Source organism: Delftia sp. DS1230 (genome assembly GCF_040112715.1).
GTDB lineage: Bacteria > Pseudomonadota > Gammaproteobacteria > Burkholderiales > Burkholderiaceae_C > Comamonas > Comamonas tsuruhatensis.
The window spans coordinates 2,993,166-3,018,116 of sequence record NZ_CP157763.1 but is presented as its reverse complement, the minus strand read 5'-3'; the positions used below and the strand labels follow the sequence as shown (position 1 = coordinate 3,018,116).

General features: G+C 67.3%; 16 protein-coding genes. 6 read left to right on the top strand and 10 right to left on the bottom strand.

Going from position 1 to position 24,951, the window contains the following annotated elements; all coding sequences use genetic code 11:
• Positions 1-156: 156 nt before the first annotated feature.
• The 5 genes from AAN986_RS13490 to AAN986_RS13470 all read right to left on the bottom strand — a co-directional run bounded on the left by AAN986_RS13490 (position 157) and on the right by AAN986_RS13470 (position 10,046).
• Positions 157-5,703 (bottom strand): DNA repair ATPase, encoded by a 5,547-nt coding sequence (locus tag AAN986_RS13490; RefSeq protein ID WP_241150420.1) that lies wholly within the window; start codon positions 5,701-5,703, stop codon positions 157-159.
• A gap of 170 nt (positions 5,704-5,873) precedes the next feature.
• Positions 5,874-7,949, bottom strand: a complete 2,076-nt coding sequence (locus AAN986_RS13485) for a hypothetical protein (RefSeq protein WP_046987718.1) — start codon at positions 7,947-7,949, stop codon at positions 5,874-5,876.
• A 131-nt stretch (positions 7,950-8,080) separates the two neighbouring features.
• Positions 8,081-8,749: a hypothetical protein gene (locus AAN986_RS13480; protein WP_047219168.1), complete on the bottom strand. Its 669-nt coding sequence runs from the start codon at positions 8,747-8,749 to the stop codon at positions 8,081-8,083.
• Positions 8,750-8,824: 75 nt separating this feature from the next.
• The gene (locus AAN986_RS13475; protein ID WP_016446962.1) at positions 8,825-9,535 is read right to left on the bottom strand and encodes a PspA/IM30 family protein; all 711 of its coding nucleotides are present in this window, start codon (positions 9,533-9,535) and stop codon (positions 8,825-8,827) included.
• A 40-nt stretch (positions 9,536-9,575) separates the two neighbouring features.
• Entirely contained in the window at positions 9,576-10,046 is a 471-nt protein-coding gene (locus AAN986_RS13470; RefSeq protein ID WP_223275219.1) for a YjfI family protein, read from the bottom strand.
• Between the two features lie 441 nt (positions 10,047-10,487).
• Between AAN986_RS13470 and AAN986_RS13465 the strand changes: the two genes are divergently transcribed.
• From AAN986_RS13465 to AAN986_RS13450, 4 genes are all read left to right on the top strand, one after another.
• A complete protein-coding gene (locus tag AAN986_RS13465) occupies positions 10,488-13,145 on the top strand; it encodes an EAL domain-containing protein (RefSeq protein WP_349335713.1) in 2,658 nt (885 codons plus the stop codon).
• Between the two features lie 123 nt (positions 13,146-13,268).
• Positions 13,269-14,273, top strand: coding sequence for a diacylglycerol kinase family protein (locus AAN986_RS13460; RefSeq protein WP_016446965.1), 1,005 nt, complete (start codon positions 13,269-13,271; stop codon positions 14,271-14,273).
• A 27-nt stretch (positions 14,274-14,300) separates the two neighbouring features.
• Entirely contained in the window at positions 14,301-15,110 is an 810-nt protein-coding gene (locus tag AAN986_RS13455; RefSeq protein WP_016446966.1) for a metallophosphoesterase, read from the top strand.
• 185 nt (positions 15,111-15,295) lie between these two features.
• Complete coding sequence (locus AAN986_RS13450; RefSeq protein WP_016446967.1) at positions 15,296-15,667, top strand: response regulator; 372 nt, start codon at positions 15,296-15,298, stop codon at positions 15,665-15,667.
• Between the two features lie 45 nt (positions 15,668-15,712).
• On the opposite strand, the gene AAN986_RS13445 is transcribed toward AAN986_RS13450, so the two are convergent.
• The 4 genes from AAN986_RS13445 to AAN986_RS13430 all read right to left on the bottom strand — a co-directional run bounded on the left by AAN986_RS13445 (position 15,713) and on the right by AAN986_RS13430 (position 22,035).
• Positions 15,713-16,843 (bottom strand): hybrid sensor histidine kinase/response regulator, encoded by a 1,131-nt coding sequence (locus AAN986_RS13445; RefSeq protein ID WP_016446968.1) that lies wholly within the window; start codon positions 16,841-16,843, stop codon positions 15,713-15,715.
• A gap of 48 nt (positions 16,844-16,891) precedes the next feature.
• A complete protein-coding gene (locus AAN986_RS13440; protein WP_016446969.1) occupies positions 16,892-17,506 on the bottom strand; it encodes a chemotaxis protein CheB in 615 nt (204 codons plus the stop codon).
• Positions 17,506-18,336 carry a CheR family methyltransferase gene (locus AAN986_RS13435; protein WP_016446970.1) on the bottom strand — a complete coding sequence of 277 codons (831 nt, stop codon included), beginning with the start codon at positions 18,334-18,336 and terminating at the stop codon, positions 17,506-17,508. The genes AAN986_RS13440 and AAN986_RS13435 overlap by 1 nt, the downstream gene beginning before the upstream one ends.
• Before the next feature lie 195 nt (positions 18,337-18,531).
• Positions 18,532-22,035 (bottom strand): response regulator, encoded by a 3,504-nt coding sequence (locus tag AAN986_RS13430; RefSeq protein ID WP_043790655.1) that lies wholly within the window; start codon positions 22,033-22,035, stop codon positions 18,532-18,534.
• A 207-nt stretch (positions 22,036-22,242) separates the two neighbouring features.
• Here AAN986_RS13430 and AAN986_RS13425 point away from each other — a divergent pair, with 207 nt between their 5' ends.
• Positions 22,243-22,632 carry a hypothetical protein gene (locus AAN986_RS13425; RefSeq protein WP_017407005.1) on the top strand — a complete coding sequence of 130 codons (390 nt, stop codon included), beginning with the start codon at positions 22,243-22,245 and terminating at the stop codon, positions 22,630-22,632.
• A gap of 107 nt (positions 22,633-22,739) precedes the next feature.
• Positions 22,740-23,147 carry a hypothetical protein gene (locus tag AAN986_RS13420; protein ID WP_016446973.1) on the top strand — a complete coding sequence of 136 codons (408 nt, stop codon included), beginning with the start codon at positions 22,740-22,742 and terminating at the stop codon, positions 23,145-23,147.
• Between the two features lie 11 nt (positions 23,148-23,158).
• Here the strand turns inward: AAN986_RS13420 and AAN986_RS13415 are convergent, their stop codons facing one another.
• The gene (locus AAN986_RS13415; protein WP_047219166.1) at positions 23,159-24,919 is read right to left on the bottom strand and encodes a methyl-accepting chemotaxis protein; all 1,761 of its coding nucleotides are present in this window, start codon (positions 24,917-24,919) and stop codon (positions 23,159-23,161) included.
• Positions 24,920-24,951 lie beyond the last annotated feature (32 nt).

The window sequence follows — 24,951 nt, the reverse complement described above, 5'->3', positions numbered from 1 at the left end:
CGGGTTGTAGGTGATGGTCCAACGTCCGGGACATCGGGTTGTCCGATGACGGATCAGCGCATGCAGACGTGCGAGGGCCCCGGCCCATGCAAAGGCAGCGCCAGCAAGGCGCCCCAGCCTTTGCCGATGGGCCCTGCCCCGGCCTCGGCGCAGCGCCTAGGCCGCAGGCGGCATGTCGCCGCGCTGCATGCGCTCGAAGGCCTTGTCGATTTCCTCGGAGCGTATGGCGCCCGCAGCCGGCACGGGACGGCCCGCGCGCTGGGCATCGATCTGCTCCTGCATGCGCGTGGCCACCTGCATCAGCACGCGGTGCAAGCCCAGCTGCTGGCGGCGGGCCTGGTCCAGGTGCGTGACCACGGGCTCCAGGGACTGGGCCAGCGACCGGGTCAGCAGTTGGCCCAGCATGTGGACCAGGGCCTGACGGTCCTGGGCGGCCTGCACCTCTGACGGGGTGCCGGCCTGGGTGCTGGCGGGCTCGCTGGCCGCCCTTTGCGCCATCAGCTCGCGTATGCCGTGCAGCGAGTCGCCTGCGGCGCTTTGCGTCTGCAGCAGCCGGGCCAGCAGTGCCTGCAGCGCTTGCAGGAGCTGGGACTGTTCGGCGGCGCCTTCCTGCATCGCCTGCTGCTGGGGCTGGGCCACCGACTGGGCCACCTCGCGCGTGGCGGCGACCAGGTCGACCAGCTGCGCCGTCACGCGCGTGGCGGCGTCGGCATTGGCGCCGCCTGCGGCCTGGCGGCGCAGGAACTGCTGGCGTATCTGCTGCCAGCGGGCGCTGTCCTCGTCGCTCATCTGCCCGCGCAGCTCGGCGAGCTTGAGCAGGTTCTCCTCGGCGCCCGTGGTCAGCATCTGCGCTTCGCCCTGGTAGTGGTCGGCCAGCATCTGCTGCATTTCCTGGTCGTTCATCACCGGGGTGATTTTTTCGGCCAGCTTGTTCATGTTGCGGTAGCTGCCCTGCAGCCGGAAGGCCGGCTCGGTGCGGTAGCCGTCGTCCTGCGCGGCGCTCTGGATGTACTGCTGGTTGACCTTGAACACCAGCTCGCGCACCTGCACCATGCGGGCCAGCACGGCCTCGATCTCGCGCAGTTCGGCCGATGAATAGTCGTGCGACAGCGCGTTGCCCGAGACATCCCTGCCCTGCGCCTTGTCCAGCAGCAGGTACAGGTCCTGCAGGCTGCGCGTGGCCATCGGCGCCAGCACAGCGTTCGAGGTCATGCTGTTTTCGATGTAGCTGAGCTTGAACACCTCCTGCATGCCGCCCAGCACATCGCCCAGGTTGTAGATGTCGGCACGGTTGGCCAGCATGTCGGGGATCTTGAAGACCTCCCCCGACTCGGTGTACGGATTGCCCGACATGACCACGCAAAAGCGCTTGCCGCGCATGTCGTGGGTGCGGGTCTGGCCCTTCCACACGCCCTCGATGCGGCGCGTGCCGTCCGACAGCGAGATGAATTTCTGCAGGAACTCGGGATGCGTGTGCTGTATGTCGTCGATGTACAGCATCACGTTGTTGGCCATCTCCAGCGCCAGGTTGAGCTTTTCCAGCTCCTTGGCCGCCGTGGCGTCCGGCGCCTGGGCCGGGTCCAGCGAGCGCACCGAGTGGCCCAGCGCCGGGCCGTTGATCTTCATGAAGATCAGGCCCAGGCGGTTGGCCACGTACTCCATCAGCGTGGTCTTGCCGTAGCCGGGCGGCGAGATCATCATCAGCAGCCCCATCTGGTCCGTGCGCTTGTTCTCGCCAGCCACGCCGATCTGCTTGGCCAGGTTGTCGCCGATCACGGGCAGGTAGATCTCGTTGATGAGCCGGTTGCGCACAAAGGACGACAGCGGCCGGGCCTTGAATTCGTCCACCCGCACGCGCGAGCGCCAGTCCTGCAGCAGCTGCTGGCGCAGCGCCTGGTAGCGGCCGAATTCGGGGACAAAGCTGCGGAAATGGCGCGCGGCGCGCTGGCCCAGGTCGTCGATCTGCAGCCACATGCGGCCGTCCGCAATGCGCGGATGCTGGCCCAGCAGGCCCGGCACTTCATGGCGCAGGTCCACATTGCTGACCTTGCAGGGCAGTGGGCCGGCGCAGCACAGCCAGGCGGCGGCTTCGCCGCAATAGGCCAGCCAGGCCTGCCCTTGCCCGTCGTCCAGCGCGCGGCAGGCGGTCTGCAGCCAGTGCAGCGCGCTGCGCCAGCGCTGGTCCAGCGGCGCCAAAGGCTTGTCGTGCCGATCCTCGCCCTGCCAGTAGGCCTGCATTTCCTCCCAGCGCTGCAGCGGCTGGGCCTGCTGCTGCACGGCGGCCTGCAGTGCGGCAATGGCCGACTGGCTGTAGCTGGAGAAGGAAAAGCGCACGGCCTTTTGCGCCAGCTCGGCCTGCAGGTAGTCGGCGGCGCCGTGGATGAGGCTGTCGATATCGCTGTCTGCGGGCGCCGCCTGTCCTGGCAGCAGGTCGCGCAGCAGGCCCCGCTCGTCGGCATAGGCGCGCAGGCGCTCGGCAATGTCGGCGCGCAGGCTCAGCTGCTCGGCCTCGCTGCCGAACATCTGCTGCATGGCCTGGGCCTGCTGGGCGCGCAGCGGCCACTGCGCCATGGCGGCAGCCAGCTGCGGCTGCTGCACCTGGGCCTGTGCGCTCCAGAACAGCAGGGCCAGCGCGCGGGCGTCGGGCGCAAAGCGCAGCACGCCGGCGGCATCGCGCAGGGGCAGCAGCACCTGCAGGATGCGGGCCGCATCATGGTCGTGGATACCGCGCTCATAGCCTTCGCGGTAGCGCGGCGCGGAGAATTCGCGGATGGCCTGGGTCAGCGCCGCCTCGTCGGGCAGCAACTGGGCCAGCCGGGCCTCGCTCCAGCCGTCACGGCGCTGGCGTGCGGCCTGCACCACTTCCAGGGCCAGGTATTCACCGCGATAGAAGTCTGCCGATTCGGCCGGCGTGGAGGCATCCCAGTAGGCCTGCAAAGCGGCCAGCTCGGGGTTGTCCACGGGCTCGAAATACTCAGTGCCGACCAGGTGCAGGAACAATGCGCCGTTGCGCGGCAGCAGGGTCAGGTCCAGTTCCTGGTTGCCCACGCTGAAGCGGTGGCGGCCCAGGCGGATGATGGCGCCGCCGCCTTCGTACAGCTCGCTGCGGTCCTGCAGCGCGCGAAACGCCTGGTCGCGCAGGTTCTTGACGCGGCCGTCGATATCGTCGGCCTTGACCGGGTCGTGCAGCTGCTCTCGCAGGCGCTGGGACAGCTCCTTGAGCTTGCCGATCAGCGGATCGCCTGCAAAGAACGCATGCAGCGCGTCGGCACTGGCCAGTTTCTCGGTGCGCTTGGGCAGGCTCTGCACGATGCGCAGGGCCGCGTCCAGCACGCCCTGCGCCTTGCGCTGGCGCTCGTCCTGCAGCGACTGGCGGCGCGCCTCGAAGCTCTCCAGCACTTCCTCGCGCTTGGCCATGATGTCGCCAAGGAACTGCTCGTGCTCGCCGAAGCGGCTTTCGATTTCCTCCAGCTGCACCAGCAGGCGCGCCAGCTGCTCGTCGCATTTCTCGGGCGTCTGCGCCAGGCCCAGGGCGCTGACGATGCTTTGCGAGAACAGCGCCAGCTGGGCCGCGAACTGGGCCACGTTCTCGGCACCGCCCAGGCCCGACCTGCGCTGCTCGGCGCGTGCACGCACCTGGTTCAGGCGCGCATAGACGGCCGAGATGCGGTCCACCACCTGGGTGCGCTGCGTGGCGTCGTCGATGGACAGGCTGCCCATCAGCTCGGACAGCATGTCCAGCGCGGCCGCCATGTCGGCCATGCGCGCCAGCGGCTCGTTGATCTGCGCCACCGTGGCTGCCGCCTGCGCAGCCTGGTCCAGCGCCTGCAGCTGCTCGGCATAGGGCTGCATGGCCTCGTCGGTGGCAATGAAGGCGGCCGTGCGCTGGGAGACATCGGCCTGGGCCTCGTTGACGCCCTGCACCATGGTGTCGATGGCGGCCTGGTCCACATAGCGCAGGTCGCGCGTGGCCATGAGCTGGCCGCGCAGCTGGCCCAGCTGGGTGAGCGCATCCACGTATTCGCCAATGCCCTTCCAGTCCGCCAGGCGCAACTGCTTGAGCAACCGGCCATGGCGGCCGGACACCTCGCCCATGGCCTTGGCCGAGGCATTGCGGATGCTCTCGACCTTTTCGTACTCGTCGATGACCGCATCACCCGTGGCGACGATGCCCAGCAGGGTCTCGTGCACCCCCTTGAGCTGCGGCGCGCCCAGCCAGTGGTAGCGCTCGAACAGGCGGCGCGCGGCGTCGATCAGGCGCTCGTAGCGCGGCAGCGAGACCTCGGTGGCCGCGATTTCCTTGCGCACGCTGTACAGGTCCGAGATGCCGCTGACCAGCTCGGCATTGCCGATGCGGCCCAGGAAGCTGTCGCGCTGCGGCTGGCGCGCCGCGTAGTCGTCCGAGGCGAAGGGCGTGCGCCAGACCTGCATGGGGTGCACGCGCGAGGCTTCGTTGCTCTCGGCCGCGAAGATGACGATGCGCCCGTCGTCCATGCGCGCATGGCCGTGGCCGATGATGGGCGGCTGCAGGGCGCGCTCGATCAGGTTGTACTTGAACAGCGCCATGCGCCCGCTCTCGGGCTCGTAGAACACGTAGAGCACGTCCTCGCCGTTGGGCGATCGGATGCTGCGCCGGTAGCGCATGCCCTGCATGTTCTGCTCGAACGAGCGGTTCTCCCCGCTTTGCAGGTAGTAGCCGCCCGGGAAGATGATGCCGTGGTCCTGCGGCAGCTGGATGCAGGCCGCGCCGATGGCATCCATGCGCAGCACCTGGCGGGAGACGGTATTGAAGATCAGGTAGCGCCACTGCTCTTCGCGGTAGGGCAGGATCTTCAGCAGGATCAGGCTGCCGACGGCGGCGTACTCGAACACGGCGTCGTCCAGCGACTGGTTCTTCTCCTGCACGGGCTCGCTGTAGATGCCCAGTCCGTCGTTGGTGTTGTTCTCGACCTTGATGGTCAGCGTGCCGCCCAGGGTCTCGACGAAGACCTTGTCCAGCACGTTGATGTGCGGGTGGCGCCCCTGCACGAGTTGCTCGCGCCCGGCGCGCTGCCATTCGAAGTCATGGGGCGCAGGCAGTTCGATGTCGCGCTCGCCGCGGTTGTCTATGTAGCGTATGGGCTGGCCGTCCACGGGCACGGACCAGCGGAACACGCGCACATCGGACAGGCGCTCGCCGATCTGGAAGCTCGCCAACAGCTTGCCGTCGCGCACGGCCAGCTGCATCAGCCGCGTGTTCTTGTAGTAGGCGTACAGCTCCTGGAAGTCCTGCACGAAGCTCTGTATGCCCAGGAAACTGTCCTTGAGGTCCACGGGAGTGACCTCGTAGCCCTGCTCTCCCTCGTGCAGGCGGTACAGGCCGAACACGTCTTCCACGCGCGTGGACTGCTTCAGGCCCATGAAGACGTTGTAGCCGAACAGCAGGTAGCCGCCGACCTGGGCGATGTCGCGGCCCAGGCAGTTGTTTTCGGTGCGCACGCGCATGCGCCCGATGACTTCCATCTGGCTGCGGCCGAATTCCTCCAGCCGCTCCTCGTTGAGCTGGCGCACCAGCGCCTCCAGCGCCTGCCCCTGGCCGTCCAGGCGCTTGGCCAGCACTTCGTAGGAGCCGCCGCTGGCGACTGCCTGGTCCACGGCGGAGGCGGCAGTGTCGGGAGAGAGGGGCGGTGAGGACGGTGTGGACGATGGGGACGGTTGGGACATGGGCGTCACGGGCTTTCGCGTGTCAGGGACCATTCACGCCTTTCCCCGCCGGCCGGCAGACGAGCGGGCAGGCAGGCAGGCGAAGACGAATGCGGATGCGGGAGGCTGGGCAGCCGGCGGAGGGAGCGGCCGGGCGGCCGCCCCGTTCAGGCGGCCGTTGAATCGACCGTTCAGTCGACCCTCTGCGTGGGCGGCAGGCCCTTGCCGTCGCCCAGCGCGTTGAGCAGCGATGCGCCGCCCTTGCCGCTGAGGAACTTGCTGATCAGGTCCTGCACGATGGGGCTCTTGCCCGCCACGCCTTCCACGGCCTTGCCCACGGACAGCGCCTTGGCGAAGTTGTCGAAGAAGGCTCCCTCGCCCCCCACGATGTCGATGTTGGCCTTGCTGAGCGCGGCCGACAGCACCTCGGACTGGTCCTTCGCCACGCTCTTGTTGGCCTCGATGGCGGCCAGCGCCTGCTCGAAGTTCTTCTCCAGCTGCATGCGGAACTCCTCATGCGAGCGCGCCTGGTCGGACAGCGAGGCCAGCGCGGTGAACTTCTCGGTCAGGCCCTTGGCCTCGGCGAAGAGCTTGTCGCGCAGCACATCGGCCTCGGACGTGCCCACGTCGCGGGTGACCAAGGCCTTGGTCGCGCCCACCTGGGCCTCGCCGCGCGCCTGGGCCAGCAGGCGCTCTTCCAGCACCTTGGCATCGGCCAGGCCCTGCTTTTCGTTGGCGTCGGCCGTGGCCTCGATGACGCGCGCCTCGGCCAGGCCCTTTTCCTGCTGGCCCTTGGCCTCGGCCATCATCTTCTCGGCGATCACCCTGGCCTGCGCCAGGCCTTCCTTTTCCAGGGCGGCGGCCGTGACTTCGCGCACCTTGGCATCGGCCAGGCCGGGCGCGGCGCGCTCGACCTCGATGGCCTCGGCCAGCTTCTTCTTGGCCTCGGCGGTCTTGCTGGCCGCCTCCAGCTCGGCCTGGGCCATGGTCGTGACTTCCACGGCCTTGTGGCGCGAGGCGGCCTCTTCGGCCTCCGCCTTCTTGACTTGGCGCACCAGGTCTTCCTCGGCCTGGGCCTGGGCAGTCAGCACGGTGACCTGCTTCATGCGCTCGGCCTCGGAGACCACGCGCACTTCCTTGATGCGTTCCTCTTCCTGGGCCACGGACTTTTCCACCACCACGCGCTCGCGCACCACGTTGGCGATGTTGGCCTTCTCGACCTCGATGGCCTTTTCCTTCTCGATGCGCTGCAGCTCCACCTCGCGCTGGCGGGCCACGATCTCCAGCTCCTTGGCGCGCGTGACCTTCTCGACCTCGATCACCACCGCACGCTCACGGTTTTGCTGGGCCACGGCCACTTCGCGCTGGCGGTTTTCCTCGCGGATGTCCAGTTGCTCCTGGGTCTGGATGCGGGCCTGCTCGGCCTTCAGGCGCTCTTCTTCCTGCACCTTCTGGGTCTCGGCCTGCTCGCGGGCCTGGATGGTGGCGATCTCGCGCTTTTGGCGGGCCTCGGCGTCGGCCTGCTGGCGCTCCAGCGCCAGCATGGCTTCCTTGGTCTCCACGTTCTTCTTGGTGATGGCCAGGTCGGAGTTGCGCTCGAGCTCGTTGGTGACGATGTTCTGGTTGGCCGTCAGCTCGGTGATCTTGCGGATGCCTTCGGCATCCAGGATGTTGTTGGGGTCCAGCGAGGACTTGGGAGTCTGTTCCAGATAGTCGATGGCCACGTCCTCCAGCACATAGCCGTTGAGGTCGTTGCCGATGACATGGATGATCTGGTCGCGGAAATCCTGGCGGTTCTCGAACAGCTTCACGAACTCGATCTGCTTGCCCACGGTCTTGAGCGCCTCGGAGAACTTGGCGTTGAACAGGTCGTTGACGGCCGTCTTGTCCGAGGCCCGGTCCACGCCGATGGCCTTGGCCACCTTGAGCACGTCCTCGGCCGTTTCATTGACCCGCAGGTAGAAGGCCACGGTGATGTCGGCGCGCATGTTGTCGCGGCAGATCAGGCCTTCCTTGCCGCGCCGGTCGATCTCCAGCGTCAGCAGCGAGATCTGCATGAATTCCTTCTTGTGGATCACCGGCAGCACCAGGCCGCCCGTGAACTTGACCTTGGGCTGCGAGGTGGTGTCGTTGATGATCAGCGCCGTGCCCTGCGGGACCTTGATGTAGAAGGCCTTGACCAGGGCGAACAGCCCGAGGATGACGACGAAGACGGAACCGATCACCACCCCGGCGACGATGTACCACTCCATGTTGCTCATGTTCATGCGAATCTCCCCTGTGAATTGCTATCTGTGAAAACGCTGAAAAACGCAAAGGCCGCGCCCGCCGCACGGGCGCCCGGGCCAATGGGAATCAATGGGAACGAATAGGAAGGAATTCCTGGAAATTCCTGGAGCTAGCGCGGCAGCTCGGTGCCGTCGAACTCGGCCTTGCTGACCACGCGCCAGGCGTTGTGCTCGGGCAGGTGCTCGATGAGCACGATCTCGGTGCCCCGGCCCAGTGCGCGCTCGGGCGAGCGCATCTGCACGTTCAGACCGGCGCCGCCGTCCTCCACGCTGCCGTAGCCCTGCGTGCCGTCCACTACGGCGCTGCGCACCAGGCCGGTGCGGCCCAGCAGCACCTTGGGCTCCTCTGCAGGCGCCGCCTTGTTGACGATGCCCCGCAGCGGGCGCAGCACCAGCACCGTGGCGGCAAAGCCCAGCACGGCAGCCGCCACGGCCACCAAGGTGCCGGTCAGCAGGTTCACCAGGGTCCAGCCCTGGGGCATGGGCACGAAATGGCACAGCACATAGGAAGCCAGCCAGGACAGCAGGAACAGCGCGGTGAGGATGACCGTGAGCGGAATGCCGCCCAGGCCCACCTTGAGCAGCAGCCCGGCCAGCGCGCTGGCCGAGTGCTCCACGCCGTGCGCATGGTCGCTGCCGTCGAACAGCACCCAGTGGTCCAGCGAGTCCACCTCCAGCAGGCCCAGCATGGCGATCAGCCAGTACAGCAGCATGAACAGCAGCAAGGCGCCGAAGATGAAGGTCGGAAAGCCGAACGCGTATTGCAGGAATGCAGACATGTTTTATCTCCTCCCTTCAAACCCGGCAGCCAGGACGGCGGGCACGACGCAGCCTGCCCGGACCACGGCCGCGCATCAAGCGCTTTTTCCGCCAGCGGCTGCGCGCTGCGCCTTCAGGCGTTCCAGCACCGATTGCGCATTGCCCGCCTGGGGCGTGATGCCGGCGGCACGCAGCTTGGCATCCAGCGCGTCTTCGCTGCTGTCGCGCGCCAGCTCGGCCGCGCTTTCCATGCGCGCACCGCGCTCGGCCTGCTTTTGCTTGATGCGTTCCAGCGAATCCAGCGCGCTTTGCACGCGCGTCTGCGATCCTGCATAGCGGCCGGCCACCGTGGCCTGGGCGCGCTGCACGCTTTCCGTGGCCTTGACGGTGTCGGCCTGCTGCTTGAGGCGCTTGATATGCGTTTGCGCCGTCTGTATGGCCACGCGCAGCTGCTCCACGCTTTGCGTGTAGGCATCCAGCTGAGATTGCTCCTCGTCGCGCTGCGTCTCCAGCACGGAGACCTTGCCGGCCACTTCCAGCGCCAGCGCCTCGTCACTGGTGTCCAGCGCCTTGACGGCATAGCCCTCGTACTCGGCAATGCGTTCCTGGGTCTGCTTGAGCTTGCCGGCCGCCAGCTTTTGCTTGGCCATGATGTCGGCCAGCGCTTCCTTGGACTTGTTCAGGTCGCTGTCGGCATCGCGGATTTCCTGGTCCAGGATGCGCAGGGCCTGGCTGTCTGTCACCGCCTCGCCGGCCTCGTGCGCTGCGCCGCGCAACGCGGTCACCAGCTTGTTCCAGATGGTCATGATGATCTCCTTGGGGCTCAGTGTCTTCAACGGGCAGGCTTCAGGCCTGCACTGGCGCGGGCACCGGCGCAGGGGTCAGATAGTGGGCCAGCGCCTCGGTGGCCTGGATGACGCTGTCGGCCAGGGTGAGGATTTCGGCAATGATGTCGCCCTCGCTGCTGCTGGCATGCAGGGCGGCGAACATCACATAGCCCTCGCCGCCATGGGCCTGGGGTTCCAGCGCCATGGTGGTGAAGGGAAACAGCTTTTGCAGGCGCAGCATCTGCTCGTTGAGGCCGGCGCGGTCGTGCACCTGGTCGGCGGGCCAGAGAAAGGCCTCCACCACGAGCTGGTCGCCCGACAGGGCCACGTGGACCGGCAGATCGCCGAATTCGGGCAGGCTGATGAGCAGACTGGCGTCCGCGCCTTCAAGCACCTCGATATGGAGCCGGCCGCCCTGCACCAGCGTTGATTGCTGCAGATCGCCCGCCAAGGCGTGAATATCCCGATATGCCTGTCTGCTGTTGTCCATGCTGCCCTCCTTGTGGATGAGAACCATTGAATCCGGTTGCAAGCCGGACACGCGCATTTGCTTTTCCAATTGCTGCAATGCAGCACCGTACTCTGGAAGAATCCAGACCTCCTTTTTCACCAGCCCCTGCTCGCGCAGCCGTTGCCGGTGCAGACGCTGGTAGTGGGCTGATGTCTTTTGTTCCATGCGGATACCATAGCAACCATTACATGTGATGTCTACATGTAATGAAGATCAATTTGTAAACGGATATGTAAAAGGAGTGCGGCAATGGAAGGCATTGCAGACGCACTGACCATGCCTTTGCGTTGCTGCAAATGACCGTTCAGTATTCATTTTTTCTACTGAAAATCATTTATCGACAATTTTTCCTATCACCCACAGGAGAGCTCCTGCACAGGGGGCGACCGCTGCCGCGAAAGTCTGCCGAGGCACTGCACAATGGCCGCTGTCGCAGGCAGACCCGGCCCTTGGCTGCCCGGCGCACGCTACGGAAACCTCTGCATGCCCGCCTTTCGGCTCTCACTTCGCACGGCAGTCACGGCCCCCTTCATTGCGGTGTTTGTGGTCACGGCCGGGCTATTGGCGGCTTGGCAGCAGCGCCAGGTGGACCAGCTCATCAATCGCGAAAGTCTGCGGCTGCTCGACTCCCTGTCCACCACCACGCGCCACCAATTGGCCGACTATCTGGAGACTCCGCTGCGCGTGCAGCAGGCCCTGGCCGAGACCGTGGCTCGGCAGGCGCTTTACACCCCCGGAGACCTGCGGCCCATCTATGGCTATCTGACACGCTCATTCACCGAGCTCTATGCCCAGCACCACCAGATCAGCCTGTTGAGCTTTGGAGGCGTGCAAGGCGAATACACGGGGGTGCGGCTGGAGCCCGATGGCCACTACCGCCTTATTCTTCAGGACCGCAGCACCCAGGGAACCTTGCAGATTTTCGAGGGACTGCAGCCGGGCCCGCCCATGTCCAGCCTTGCCGGCTACGACCCCCGCGTGCGTCCCTGGTACCAGCCCGCCATTCGCGAAGACGGCCCGCACTGGTCGCCCATCTACACGGTGACGGGGGACCGGGGTGATGCCACGATTTCCGCAGCCACTGCGGTGCGTGTGTCCGGCCAGTTGGCCGGCGTGCTGGCCGCCGATGTGCGGCTAAGCAGCATGAACCGCTTTCTGCGCGACGAGCCCCTGCGCGGCAATGGCCATATCGCCGTGGTCGATGCGCAGGGCTACATGGTGGCGCACTCCTCCGAGCTGTCGGTGCTGAAACGCCGCGAAGGCCCCTACGACCCGCCCGTGCGCCTGCGCCTGTCCGAAAGCCCCGACCTGGCGCTGCGCTCGCTGGCAGCCCGGCTTCCCGAGCACCTGCCCGGGCATGCGCGCGAGGGCTCGACGCCAGCCCGGACAGGCCCTGACCGTGTCATCAACCTGAGCTTCACGGAGCAGGGCCAGATCTACCACGGGCAGGTCACCCCCTTCCACGATGTGCGCGGCATCGACTGGCGGATCCTGGTGCTGCAGCCCGAGTCCGATCTGGTCAGCAGCATGCGGGAGGACAGCCGCCAGACCCTTTTCCTGGCTTTCGGCCTGGCCTTGCTGGGGCTGGCGCTGGGCCTGTGGTGCCTGCGCAGGGCGCTGCGCCCCCTGGCCGTGACGGCCGACGCGGCCAACCGCCTGGCCCAGGGTGACTGGAGCGCGGTGAAGGCGCTGCCGGACACGTCCGTGGTGGAAACCTCGTCCCTGGTCTCGGCATTCCACAACATGGCGCAGCGGCTGCAGGAATCCTTCGAGCACATGCGCACCCTGCTGCAGTACGACAGCCTGACGCAGCTGCTCACGCGCGCCGGCCTGATCGAGCGGGCCGACGCGGCCGCCAACGCCGGCGCGCCCGTCCCTGCCGCGCTGTGCCTGCTGGAGCTGCAGAATTTCCGCAGCGTGCGCGACGATGTGGGCCATGGCACGGGCGAGCAGTTGCTGCGGGCCGTGGCCGAGCGGCTGCTCAACCACCATCTGCAATTTCCGGCCCTGCTGGCACGCACGGCCAGCAATGAATTCGCCGTGCTGTGGCTGCACGAGTGCACGCCGCTGCAGGTACAGGACAAATGCCGCCACCTGCTGGAGATCTTCGACCAGCCATTTTCCGTGGGCAAGGACGACATCGTGCTGCGCGCCTGCGCGGGCGCCGTCAGCGGCGAGCTGCTGCCGGGCGCGCTGCCCGAGTGGCTGCGCAACGCCAGCATTGCGCTGGGCGAGGCGCAGCGCAATGCTGGCGCAGCGCAGCCCTTTGTGCTGTTCGAGCCAGGCCTGGCGCAGAAAATGCTGGGCCGCACCCAATTGGCCATGGAATTGCGCCAGGCGCTGGAGCGCAACGAACTGCGCGTTTTCTACCAGCCCGTGGTGGATCTGGCCACGGGCCGCATGGTGGGTGCCGAGGCCCTGGTGCGCTGGGAAAGCCCGACGCGCGGCAGGGTGCCGCCGGGCGTATTCATCCCGGTGGCCGAGGAGTCGGACCTGATCCTGAGCGTCGGCGAATGGGTGCTGCGCACGGCGGCGCACGATATTGCCCTGCACCTTGCGCACCTGCCGGCCGACTTCGAGCTGCACGTCAACATGTCGGCGCGCGAGCTGATCCAGTCCGACTTCGCCTGCACGCTGGAGCAGGCGCTGGCCACCAGCGGCCTGCCCGCCCGGGTGCTGACCCTGGAGCTGACGGAGTCCATGCTGCTGGACGACAGCGACGCCACGCTGCAGCGCATTGCCGCCATCCGCGCGCTGGGCGTGAAGATCGCCATCGACGACTTCGGCACCGGCTACTCGTCCCTGGCCTACCTGAGCCGACTGCGCTTTGACTGTATCAAGATCGACCAGAGCTTTGTGGGCCAGCTGCCGGCTTCCGAGTCCGACAAAGCCATCGTGACCGCCGTGCTGCGCATTGCCCAGGGCTTTGGCGTCAAGGTGGTCGCCGAAGGTGTGGAAGAACAGGCCCAGGCGCAGCTGCTGCACGAGCTCGGCTGCGAGCATGCGCAGGGCTATCTGTTCGAGCGGCCCGTGCCGCTGGCGCAGATGCTGGACTACCGCGCCCCCTGGCGCGAGTGAGCCGGTACAGTCAGCAGCCCGCAGACTGTCGGCTTTGGCTGACGCGCACCGCTTGCATGTTCCGGTGCACCGGCAGGTGCCATCCACGGAACAATCGGCGCCTGTTCCAGCCCGCTTCCTTCCATGACGCCCTCATCTTGCGACAACCAGCCGCCCAGGCTTGATCCCGCCGGCCCCATCCACCTGATCGTGCCGCTGCGCCCCGGCGCCGACCTGGAGCAGCTGCGCGCCCGCCTGACCGGCGTGCCGGCGCTGCAGCAGCGCAGCGTGCATTGGCATGTGCCGGGCGCAAGGGCCGACATCGTGCAGTTGGCCGCCAGCGCCGTGGACAGTGCACGCAGGGACGGCGGCCTGGTCGTGGCCGCCGGCGGTGACGGCACCATCAATGCCGTGGCCTCGGCTGCCTGGTCGCGTGGCGTGCCCATGGGCGTGGTGCCGCTGGGCACCTTCAACTACTTCGCCCGCGAGCAGGCGCTGTCACTGGAGCCCGCCCAGGCCGTGCAGGACATTCTCCAGGCGCTGCAGGCCGGCCAGATGCGGGCCGTGAACGTGGGCCTGGTCAACGAACGGCTTTTCCTGGTGAACGCCAGCCTGGGCCTGTACCCCCGCCTGCTCGACGAACGCGAACGCGCGTCCACCCGCTTCGGCCGCACCCGGCTGGTGGCCATTGCCGCCTCCATCTGGAGCATCCTGCGCGGCGGCAGCGTGCGCCGCTGGCGCGTGGCCCTGCGCCCCGACCGGGATGCGCCGTTGCAGCAGCAGGAGCACCTGGCCACCACCCTGTTCGTCGGCAACAACCCGCTGCAGCTGGAGCGCGTGGGGATTGACGAGGCCCGCGCCGTGGCCGATGGCCGGCATCTGGCCGCCGTGCTGCTGCTGCCCCAGGCCAGCGAGGCCCCGGCGCGCGTGGTCTGGAATGCGGTGATGGGACGGCTGGCCCAGGACGATGCCGTCGCCAGCCTGGCCTGTACCGAGCTGGTGGCGGAGCCAGCAGGACGGCGTCCTCGCCGCATGAAGGTGGCCTTCGATGGCGAACGCGAATGGATGGCGCCGCCCATCCGCTTTCGCCTGGGCGAGAAGCCGCTGTGGCTGGTGGTGCCTGCCCCGGCAGAGCCCGCCTCCTCCTGACCGCCGAATGAGGAACAAGGAGCGCCCATGGCCTTGCTCATGCATTTGTCGGACCTGCATTTCGGCGCCCACGATCAGGCCGTGTGCGCCGCCGTGGCCAGACTGGCGGCCCGGCTGCCGGTAACGCTGCTGGTGGTCTCCGGCGACCTGACCCAGCGCGCCACGGCCGCGCAATTTGCCCAGGCGCGGGAGTTTCTCGACAGCCTTTCCGTGCCCCGGCGACTGGTGGTGCCCGGCAACCACGACCTGCCGCTGCTCGCCTGGTGGGAACGGCTGGGTGGCCACGCCCACGACCGCTATGTGCGCTGGATCGATTCCGAACTGCAGCCCTGGTGCGCCGTGCCAGGCTTTTGCGTGATCGGCGTGGACACCACACGCTGGTGGCGCCACCAGCGCGGCAGCCTGTCGGCCGGGCAGATCCTGCACGTGGCGCAGCGCCTGGAGCAGGCCAGCCCCGCCGACTGGCGCATCGTCGTCAGCCACCACCCGCTGGCTGCGGCCCACGAAGAGGACCGCAGCCACCGTCCTCACCGCGCCGCGCAGGCCCTGGCCCGCTGGCGCGATGCCGGAGCGCAACTGGTGCTCTCGGGCCATGGGCATGACCCCGGCCTGGTCCAGCCCCTGCCCGGGCTGTGGGCAGCGCAGGCGGGCACCGCGGTCTCGGTGCGGCTGCGCGCCCATGCGCCCAACAGCCTGTTCACCCTGGAGCATCGGGATGGCGCCACAGGCCAGGACTGGCGCCGGCAGCTCACGCGCTGGGACTATTCGCGGCAGGCCGGTGAATTCCTGCCCGTGCAAAGGCATGTGCTGGATCCCCTGCCCACTGCCCAGACTTGAGATCGCACAGGCCGTTCGTGGGACTTGCCTTTGTATTGCACAATCCATCGCCTGGCGCGCACAGAAGGCAACCGTCGACCAAGTTTGCATGCTGTCCTACGTGATGGAGGGCGGCGGGTGTGGATGATCAGCCCTCGTCCATGCTGCCTTTTTGATAGCAGCATGACGCACTGCAACAAAGAGATATGCGAATCCTGTACGTTGAAGACAATGCCGACCTGCGAGAAACCATTGGCCTGCTGATGGAGAGCGAATCCCGTTTCGTGACCAGTTGCGCCACTGCCGAGCAGGCCCTGGAACTGGATGCGGGCCAGCCTTTCGACGTGGTGGTCTCCGATGTCAGTCTGCCGGGCCTGTCCGGCACCGATCTGGCGCGGCAGCTGCTGCAGGCCGATGCGCAGCGCTGGATCATCCTGTGCTCCGGCTACGATCTGGGGCCCTACCCGGCCGCCTGGGGTCCCCAGGTGCGGACCTTGCTCAAGCCCTTCGAGATCGAGGACCTGGAAACGCTGCTGGACTCCATACAGGAAGCGCTGCACACCAGGCCCGTCCACTGAGCCCATTTTCCCGAGACCGGCCTGCCGGTCCATCGGCTCCCGCCGTCACAGCACGGCCTTGGAGCCTCCCGCTGCCATCTCGCGCGGCAACTCCACCCTGAAGCTGGTCACGCCATCGGCGGAGTGCACATCGATGCGCCCGTTGTGCGAACGCACGATCTGGTGCGCGATGAAAAGCCCCAGGCCCAGGCCCTGGTGCTGGCCCGGCTTGCGCTCTCCTCCGCGAAACGGGTTGAACAGGGTAGGCATCAGCTCCGCAGGAATGGTGCCGCCGTTGCGCACCGTGATGACCACGCAATGGTCCTGCCTGCCATCGGCCGTCACCTGCACAGGCTGCGCCGGATCGCCATGGTGCATGGCGTTGCCCACCAGATTGGTGAGCACCTGGCACAGGCGTTCGCCATCCCAGGTGCCATCGAGATTGCCCAGCATCTCGCTGTCCAGGCGCCGCTGCGGAAAACCCGTCTCCACTTCCTGCAGCGTGCGCTGCAGCAGCGCTTGCAAGCTGGTAGGCCGCGGTGACAGCGGCAGGCCTTCCGCCTGGCGGATGCGGGTGACGTCCAGCAGGTCCTCGATCATGCGCGACATGCGCTGGCTGCTGCTGAGCATGCGCTCGGCCATGCTGGCCACCTTGCCCGTATCGGGCTGGCGCGTGAGCAACGTGGCGGCGGCCTTGATGGATTGCAGCGGCGTGCGCAGGTCGTGGCTGAGCACGGCCATGAACATCTCGTTGATGCGCAGCGCCTCAGTGCGTTCCTGCAGCTGATGGGCCAGTGCCTGCTTGCGCTGGTGCAGCTCGAAGAACACATTGGCCTTGGTGGTCAGCATGTGGGGATCGATGGGCTTGTACAGGAAGTCCACGGCGCCGCTCTCATAGCCACGGAACTGCCAGTTGTGCTCGCGCGAGCCGGCCGTCATGAAGATGAGCGGGATATGGCGCGTGCGCTCGCTGCCGCGGATCAGCTCGGCCAGCTCGAAACCGTTCATCTCGGGCATCTGCACATCCAGCAGGGCCAGGGCCACGTCGCTGTGGTTGAGCAGCAGCTCCAGCGCCTCGGGGCCGGACTGGGCCTTGAGGAATTCGATGCCGTCGCGTTGCAGCAGCGCCTCGATGGCGATCAGGTTCTCGGCGATGTCATCGACGATCAAGCATTTGACGCGATCTGTATGGGGCATGGATTCTCTCTCGGTATTTAGTCTTGTGGGGGCGTGCCGGCTGGACATTCAAAGCCTTCCCTGGCGGTGCAGCGATGCAATGAGGGAGGCAATGCCTTCGGGCGCCAGCGCCTGGGCCTGCGGCACGCGGGCCAGCGCCGCCAGCGGCATGGTGGGCATGCGGGCGCCGTCGGGCGCCTGCACCACGGCCAGGCCACCGGCGGCGTGCACGCTGGCCATGCCCTGCGCGCCGTCGTCATTGGCGCCGGACAGCAGCACCGCCAGCAGCCGCTCGCCATAGCAATCCGCAGCGGACTCGAACAGCACGTCGATGGAGGGCCGCGAAAAATGCCAGGGCGCATCCAGCGACAGCGCCAGCCGGGGGCCGCTGTCCACCAGCAGGTGATAGTCGGCCGGGGCGAAGTACAGGCACCCAGGCTCGATCCATTGCTGGTCCTGCACCTCGCGCACCGGCACGGCGCAGCGCGGGCCGAAGAGCTGGGCCAGCAGGCTGCGGCGATCGCGCGGCAGGTGCAGCACCACCAGCACCGAGGCGCGCAGGCTGGCCGGCAGCGCGGGCAGCACCACCGATAGCGCGTCGAGCGCGCCGGCCGAGCCGCCGATCACGATGGCCTCGTAGGCTGTGGCGGCGTCGGAGGCGGGTGTGTTCGTGGTCACGGGCATCACAGCCCGGCCTTCTTGCGGTAGATGCGGTCCTCGAGCACGAAGTCCTCGAAGGCCTCCGAATGCCCTGAAAACCGCAGCGACTCCTTGGAGCCCAGCCCCAGGAATCCGCGATGGCACAGCGCATCGCGGAACAGGCCCAGCGCCCGGTCCTGCAGCTCGCGCTCGAAATAGATCAGCACGTTGCGGCAGGACACCAGGTGCATTTCGGCGAACACGCTGTCGGTGGCCAGGCTGTGGTCGGAGAACACCATGTGCTCGCGCAGCCCCTTGTCGAAGACCACGCGGCCGTAGCGCGCCGTGTAGTAGTGCGACAGCGAGCTGTGCCCGCCCGAGCGCGCATGGTTGTCGGTGAAGGCCGCCACGCGCGACATGTCGAACACGCCCTGCTCGGCCGCGCGCAGCGCATGCGGATTGATGTCGGTGGCATAGATCAGGGTGCGGTCCAGCAGGCCCTCTTCCTCCAGCAGGATGGCCAGCGAATACACCTCCTCGCCCGCGCTGCAGCCGGCCACCCAGACCTTGAGCGAGGGATAGGTGCGCAGCAGCGGCACCACCTCGGTGCGCAGCGCCCGGAAATAGCTCGGGTCGCGGAACATGTCGCTGACCTGGACCGTGAGGTATTCCAGCAGCGCCGGGAACACGCTTGCATCATGCAATACGCGGTCCTGCAGCTGCGACAGCGTCTGGCAGCCGAACTGCACCAGGGCCGTCTGCAGGCGCCGCTTGAGCGAGGCCTGGGCATAGCCCCGGAAGTCGTAGTGGTAGCGGTGGTAGATGGCGTCGATCAGCAGGCGCTGCTCGATGTCGGCGGTGCGGGCTTTTTTCATCGCCGGGCCGCCCCAAGATGAAAAGCGGCCCCCTCGGGGGGCAGCGGACCTTGCGCAGCAAGGGGAGCGTGGGGGCCATTTTTCATCGCCGGGCCGCCCCAAGATGAAAAAGCGGCCCCCTTGGGGGGCAGCGGACCTTGCGCAGCAAGGGGAGCGTGGGGGCTATTTTTCAGCTGAGGCATCGCGTCCTCCTTGCTACTTGGGCATCCACACCCGCACCAGCGACAGCAGCTTTTCCACGTCCAGCGGTTTGGCGATGTAGTCGTTGGCACCGGCGGCCAGGCATTTCTCCTGGTCGTCCTTCATGGCCTTGGCGGTCAGGGCGATGATGGGCAGGCGGCGCCATTGCGGCCGGTTGCGGATCTCGCGCATGGCGGTGTAGCCATCCATCTCGGGCATCATGATGTCCATCAGCACCAGGTCGATACCGGCCTGCGCCGCGCCGCGAGACTCCAGCGCCTCCAGCGCCTCGCGCCCGTTGCGCGCGATCTCCACGCGGATGCCCGTGGGCTCCAGGATGCTGGACAGCGCAAACACGTTGCGCACATCGTCTTCCACCACCAGCACCGTGCGCCCTTCCAGCGCAGACTCGCGGCTGCGCGCGACCTGCAGCATCTGGCGGTGCTCGGCCGACAGCTCCGACTCCACCTGGTGCAGGAACAGCGTGACCTCGTCGAGCAGGCGCTCGGGCGAGCGCGCGTCCTTGATGATGATGGACTTGGAAAAGCGCCGCAGCTGCTGCTCTTCATCGCGCGACAGCGCCCGGCCCGTGTAGACGATGACAGGCGGGAAGGAAACATCGTCCTGGTCCGTCATGCGCTGCAGCAGCTCGTAGCCGCTGATGTCAGGCAGGTTCAGGTCCATCACCATGCAGTCGAATGTGGAGCCGCGCAGATGATCCAGCGCGGCCGCCGCCGTGCCCGCGCAGACGATGTCCACATCGCTGCGGCTGAGCAGGTGGCGCACGCTCTCGCGCTGGCGCTCGTCATCCTCCACCACCAGCACGCGGCGCAGGTCCTGGGTGAACTTGGCCTCCAGCCGCTGCAGGGCGTGGACCAGTTCCTCGCGCTTGACGGGCTTGAGCGCGTAGCCGACGGCACCCCGCCCCATGGCTTCCTGCGAATAGTCCGCGACCGAGACCACGTGCACGGGAATGTGGCGCGTGGCCGGGTTGCGCTTGAGCTGGTCCAGCACGCCCAGGCCCGAGAAATCGGGCAGGTTGATATCGAGCACGATGGCGTTGGGCTGATTGTCGGCCGCCATGGACAGGCCGTCGGACGCCGTATTGGCCACGTCGCACTCGAAATCCATCTCGCGTGCCAGCTCCGACAGGATGTCCGCGAAGCGCAGGTCATCCTCGATCACGAGGATGCGGCGCCCGCTCTGACCCCTCTTGCGCAGGGCGTCCGTTGCCGCCGACGCGGCAGGTGCCATGGCAGGCGACATGGGCGGCGCGAACGCAGGTGCGGCGGGCGCAACGTTGGCCGTTGCGAGCACGGGCACGGACGACGCTGCCAAGGCCTCTCGCAGCCCCTGCGGCTGAGGCTGCGGTGCGGCAGTCGTGGCCGTGGCCGGGCCGGACTCGGCCGACTCCAGGCTCACGGGCACGGTCAGTGTGAAAACGCTGCCCTGGCCAGGCGTGCTGGAGACGGTCAGCGTGCCGCCCAGCAGCCCCGCCAGATCACGCGATATCGACAGGCCCAGGCCCGTGCCGCCGAACTTGCGGTGCGTGCTGCCATCGGCCTGGCGGAAGGCATCGAAGATGAATTGCTGCTGCTGCTCGGCAATGCCGATGCCGGTATCGCGCACCGCGAAAGACAGCATGCCCTGGGGCGCGCAGGACACCTGCAGGCCCACCGAGCCCTTGGCCGTGAACTTGAGCGCGTTGGACAACAGGTTCTTGAGCACCTGGGCCAGCCGCATGGGATCGGTCTGCATGGTGGCGGGCACGCCCGGGTCCACCGTCCAGGTCAGCTCCAGGCCCTTTTCGCGGGCAATCGGGCGCAGCGGCTCCATCAGCGTCTGCAGCGCCGTGGCAATGGTCACGGGCTCGGCGACCACGGTGACCTGGCCGGCCTCGATCTTGGACAGGTCCAGGATGTCGTTGATCAGCGCCAGCAGGTCGCTGCCTGCGGCGTGGATGGTCTGCGCGTACTTGATCTGCTCGGCCTGCAGATTGCCCGGCCTGTTGTCGGCCAGCAGCTTGGCCAGGATCAGGGTGGAGTTCAGCGGCGTGCGCAGTTCGTGGCTCATATTGGCCAGGAACTCGCTCTTGTACTGGCTGGCCAGCTCCAGCTCGCGGGCCTTGTCGGTCAGCGCGCCCTGGGCGCGCAGCAACTGCTCGCGCTGGTACTCCAGCTGCTGGGTCTGCTCTTCCAGGTGGGCATTGGTCTGCTCCAGCTCGGTCTGCTGGTGCTCCATCTGGGTCTGCGACTCCTGCAGGATGCGGCTTTGCTGCTCCAGCTCCTCGTTGCTCACGCGCAGCTCTTCCTGCTGGGCTTGCAGCTCTTCCGACTGGCGGCGCGTTTCCTCCAGCAAGGTCTCCAGGCGCGAACGGTCCAGGCCCGAGCGAATGGCCACGGCCAGCGATTCGGAGGCGCGCTCCAGCAGGCTGCGCTCGGCTTCGCCCACGGGGCGCAGAAAGCCCAGTTCGATCACGGCGAACACTTCGCCGTTTTCCATGGCGGGCACCAGCATCAGCTGCAAGGGGCTGGACTGGCCGGTGCCCGAGGAAATCTGCAAATGCTGGGCAGGCACATCGCTGACATGCAGCAGCTTGCGCGACGCGGCCGCCTGGCCCGCCAGCCCCTCGCCGGGCAGCAGCTTTTGCTGCAGTCGCTCGCGCGGCAGGGCATAGCCGCCGAACAGGCGCAACCCGCCATCGGCGCAGTCCACCACATAGCCGGCGCCCACATCGGCACGCAAATAGTTGGCCAGGTACTCCAGCGCCTTCTGGCCCAGGTCTTCCAGCCGGTGGTCTCCCTGCAACTGCTGCCCCAGGCCGGAAAGACCGGACGTCACCCACGACTGGCGCGCCTTGACGCGGTACTCGCGCACCGTCAGCGCGGCCGATGCCAGGATCAGGCCCAGCAGGATGAGGGAGCCGCCCCAGGAATAGTAGGTCGAGGTGGTGGATGCCTCCACCCACAGCTGGCGACGCTGGGCCAGCTCCCGTGTCTGGTGCGTGTAGAGGTCGTCGATCAGCTCGCGCAGCCGGTCCATGGCGTTCTTGCCCACGTCCAGGCGCACCAGGGCCATGGCGGCGTCCAGATCGCCGGACTTGCGCAGGTCTATGGTCTCCTGCAGCTCGCGCAGCTTCTGGGCCGATATCTCCTCGATCTGCGCCAGCAGCCGGTGCTGGTCGGAGTCATTGGAAGTGCGCGCCTTGAGCGCCTCCAGCTGCTGCATCAGCACATCGCGTGCCTGCTGGTAGGGCTGCAGGTAGGCCGGGTCGCCCGTGAGCAGAAAACCGCGCTGCCCGGTCTCAGCGTCCTTGAGCGAAGCATTGAGCTGGCTGAGCTGGCGCATGGCCAGTGTCGTGCGGTCCATGGCCACCACGGCCTGGCCTCGCGTCTCAGACGCCCTGAAATTGACGAAGGCAATGACCAGGGTGGCCAGTGCCGCCGCGCCAAAGCCGGCAACAAGTGTCCATGGAATGGCAAAGCGCTGGGTGCTCTGATTGCGGGAGGATCGTGGCATGCAGTGGAGTTTCTGGCAGGAAGGGACGGGGAAATCCGCCAAGGACTGTAAACGTTTTGCGCAGCCCTCGGCAGCACTGTGGCGCAGCTTGCGCTGGTTTCGGCGGCGCGCGACGCCCGCAGGCGCCATTGCAGCCGTTAACATGGCCCGATACTCTCCTTCCGGCACCCCGCTGCGGGCGTCGGCCCACTTTCCAGGACCCATTGCATGAAAACCTTTGCCATCACCGTCGCATCGCTGGCCGCTGCCGCTTCGCTGGTGTCCACCAGCGCCAGCGCTGCGGCTTCGATCTTCCTCAACGACACCATCGCCGCGCGCATTCCCGCCAGGGACCTGCCCGATGCCAAGGCCGCCGTGGCCAAGGTGCTCAACGAGGCCGCCGACGGCTCCGTGACCGAATGGACCAGCGGCCCGAACCGAACCAACCAGCGCGTGACGTTGGCCTTGCAGCCGCAGCAGACCGTGCAGACCGGGACGGCCGGAAGCTGCCGCCTGCTGTCGGCCGATGTGCGCCTGAAAAAGACCTCGGAAAACTGGCGCTTCTGGTTCTGCAAGCAGTCCGACGGATCGTGGAAGGCCAGCGGCAGCCAGCCCTGAGCAAGGATTGCGGTGGTCGGCGACCGGGAATCCGGCATGGACCTACGCCACCAGCCCTGGGCGCGTGGGAGCATGTCGGCCGGAAGATAGACCACCGGAGAACAACCATGCCCCATGAATTTGTGCATACCACGACACTTGCCAGACGGCTGGCCCTGGGCGTCGCCGCAAGCTCTTTGCTGACGCTGGCCGCCTGCTCGGGCGAGACCTCGTCGCAGCGCGCGGGATTTCCCATGGCCGAAGTGCCGCGCTTCAACCAGCCGCCACCGGACAAGCCCCTGCTGGGCCAGCCCGTGATCACGGCCGAGCAGGTCATGCCCCATGCCAAGGGCGACCCGCATGAGCCGTTGCCGGCTGCCGCGCCGCTGCCCGCCCGGGCGTCTGAACCGGCAAGCGGGTCAGGTGCCACCAACAAGGAAGATGCAGGCGGCGTGAATCCGGCCGCTGGCCAGGCCGCCGCCATCACCGACGGCCAGGGAGAGGGCTCCAAGTACGAGCTGGGCGCCCCCAAGTAACCTGGCCGGGCTCAGAACGAGGTCCAGTCCCCATCGTCCTTGCCAGTGGCGGGCACGGACTGCCGGGAGGCCGGCAGCTTGGCGGCTGCAGGCTTGGCGGCGGGTGCACCCGGGGACGCAGCAGCCGCAGGCGCGGCCAGCGGCCTGGCAGGAGCGCGCATCTGCGCTGCCGCAGGCTGTGCACGCCCGGCAGGGGCCGGGGCTGGGGCCACCGCCGGACGAGCAGACGCCGCGCCCTCGATACGGAATACGCTCACTGCAGCGGCCAGCTGGTGCACCTGGGATTTGAGCGAGCCGGTTGCAGCGGCCGCCTCCTCGACCAGCGCCGCATTCTGCTGTGTCACCGTGTCCATCTGGGAAATCGCCTGGTGCACCTGGTTGATGCCGCTGCTTTGCTCCTGGCTGGCGGCGGTGATCTCGGCCACCAGGTCGCTGACCTGTTGCACGCTTTGCACGATGCCGTCCATGGTGCGTCCGGCCTCGGCCACCTGACGCGTGCCCGCCTCCACCTTGGAGACCGAGTCGGCAATCAGGTCCTTGATGTCCTTGGCCGCCGAGGCGCTGCGCTGCGCCAGCGCGCGCACCTCACCGGCCACCACGGCAAAGCCGCGGCCCTGCTCGCCGGCACGCGCCGCTTCCACGGCGGCGTTCAGCGCCAGGATGTTGGTCTGGAAGGCAATGGAGTCGATCACGCCGATGATGTCGGCAATCTTGCGGCTGGACTCGCTGATGCCGCCCATGGTGTCCACCACGCCCGCCACCACCTTGCCGCCCTGCACGGCTGTCTGCGACGCCGAAGCGGCCAGCTGATTGGCCTGGCGCGCGTTCTCTGCGTTCTGCTTGACCGTGCTGGTCAGCTCCTCCATGGCAGCGGCCGTCTGCTCCAGCGAGCTGGCCTGCTGCTCGGTGCGCGAGGACAGGTCCTGGTTGCCCGCGTCGATCTCGCCCGAAGCCGTGGCAATGTTGTCGGCACCCGAGCGCACCTGCCCCACGACCTGGGCCAGGTTGTCGTTCATCTGGCGCAGCGCCTGCAGCAACTGGCCCGTTTCATCGCGCGAATCGACGGTGATGCGGCTGGTCAGGTCGTTGTTGGCCACGGTGCGCGCCACGCGCAGGGCCTCGGCAAGCGGCCTGGTGATGCCGCGCGTGATCCACCAGGCGGCCAACGCGCCCAGCACAAAGGCCAGCGAGACCACCGTGATGATGGCGGCTCGGCTGGCCGAGAAGCGCACCAGCACATCGGCGGCGGAGCTGTCGATGGCCGCGCGCTGCATGTCCAGCAGGCGCTGGACCATGTCGATATAGCGCTGCGTGGCGGGCTGGTATTGCTGGGTGAACAGGCGCTCGGCGTCTTCGGCGCGGCCCTCGGCCTTGGCCTTGGTCACCACGTCGCGGCCCGCCAGATAGCCGGCGCGCGCCTTCTTGATCTCGACCCAGATGTCCTTTTCCTCCTGGGTCTGCAGCAGCGGCTCGATGCGGTCCTGCAGCTTGCTGGACTGGCGCGAGGACTCGGCTGCGTCTTCGGCGAAGAAGGTGGCCAGCGAGGGATCGCTGCTCTTGGCAATGGCCGTTGTGCGGCGCGAACCCGAGTGGATGTTGCGGAACCAGTCGCTGATCATCCGCTCCTTGGCCAGGGCTACCTCGGTGATTTCCGTGGTCGAGCGGGCCATGTGCCCCATGCTGACGATGCTGGTGACACTGATGAGCAGCATGATCAGCAAAAGAATGGTGAAACCGCCTCCGAGACGAAGGCCTATGCGCAGATTTTTCATGATGGGGAAACAGGATGCGGGACGGAAACGCG

Coding starts and splice junctions, on each gene's coding strand:
- AAN986_RS13490 (WP_241150420.1), bottom strand. CDS start 5,703: ATGTCCCAACCGTCCCCATCGTCCACACCGTCCTCACCGCCCCTCTCT.
- AAN986_RS13485 (WP_046987718.1), bottom strand. CDS start 7,949: ATGAACATGAGCAACATGGAGTGGTACATCGTCGCCGGGGTGGTGATC.
- AAN986_RS13480 (WP_047219168.1), bottom strand. CDS start 8,749: ATGTCTGCATTCCTGCAATACGCGTTCGGCTTTCCGACCTTCATCTTC.
- AAN986_RS13475 (WP_016446962.1), bottom strand. CDS start 9,535: ATGACCATCTGGAACAAGCTGGTGACCGCGTTGCGCGGCGCAGCGCAC.
- AAN986_RS13470 (WP_223275219.1), bottom strand. CDS start 10,046: ATGGACAACAGCAGACAGGCATATCGGGATATTCACGCCTTGGCGGGC.
- AAN986_RS13465 (WP_349335713.1), top strand. CDS start 10,488: ATGGCCGCTGTCGCAGGCAGACCCGGCCCTTGGCTGCCCGGCGCACGC.
- AAN986_RS13460 (WP_016446965.1), top strand. CDS start 13,269: ATGACGCCCTCATCTTGCGACAACCAGCCGCCCAGGCTTGATCCCGCC.
- AAN986_RS13455 (WP_016446966.1), top strand. CDS start 14,301: ATGGCCTTGCTCATGCATTTGTCGGACCTGCATTTCGGCGCCCACGAT.
- AAN986_RS13450 (WP_016446967.1), top strand. CDS start 15,296: ATGCGAATCCTGTACGTTGAAGACAATGCCGACCTGCGAGAAACCATT.
- AAN986_RS13445 (WP_016446968.1), bottom strand. CDS start 16,843: ATGCCCCATACAGATCGCGTCAAATGCTTGATCGTCGATGACATCGCC.
- AAN986_RS13440 (WP_016446969.1), bottom strand. CDS start 17,506: ATGCCCGTGACCACGAACACACCCGCCTCCGACGCCGCCACAGCCTAC.
- AAN986_RS13435 (WP_016446970.1), bottom strand. CDS start 18,336: ATGAAAAAAGCCCGCACCGCCGACATCGAGCAGCGCCTGCTGATCGAC.
- AAN986_RS13430 (WP_043790655.1), bottom strand. CDS start 22,035: ATGCCACGATCCTCCCGCAATCAGAGCACCCAGCGCTTTGCCATTCCA.
- AAN986_RS13425 (WP_017407005.1), top strand. CDS start 22,243: ATGAAAACCTTTGCCATCACCGTCGCATCGCTGGCCGCTGCCGCTTCG.
- AAN986_RS13420 (WP_016446973.1), top strand. CDS start 22,740: ATGCCCCATGAATTTGTGCATACCACGACACTTGCCAGACGGCTGGCC.
- AAN986_RS13415 (WP_047219166.1), bottom strand. CDS start 24,919: ATGAAAAATCTGCGCATAGGCCTTCGTCTCGGAGGCGGTTTCACCATT.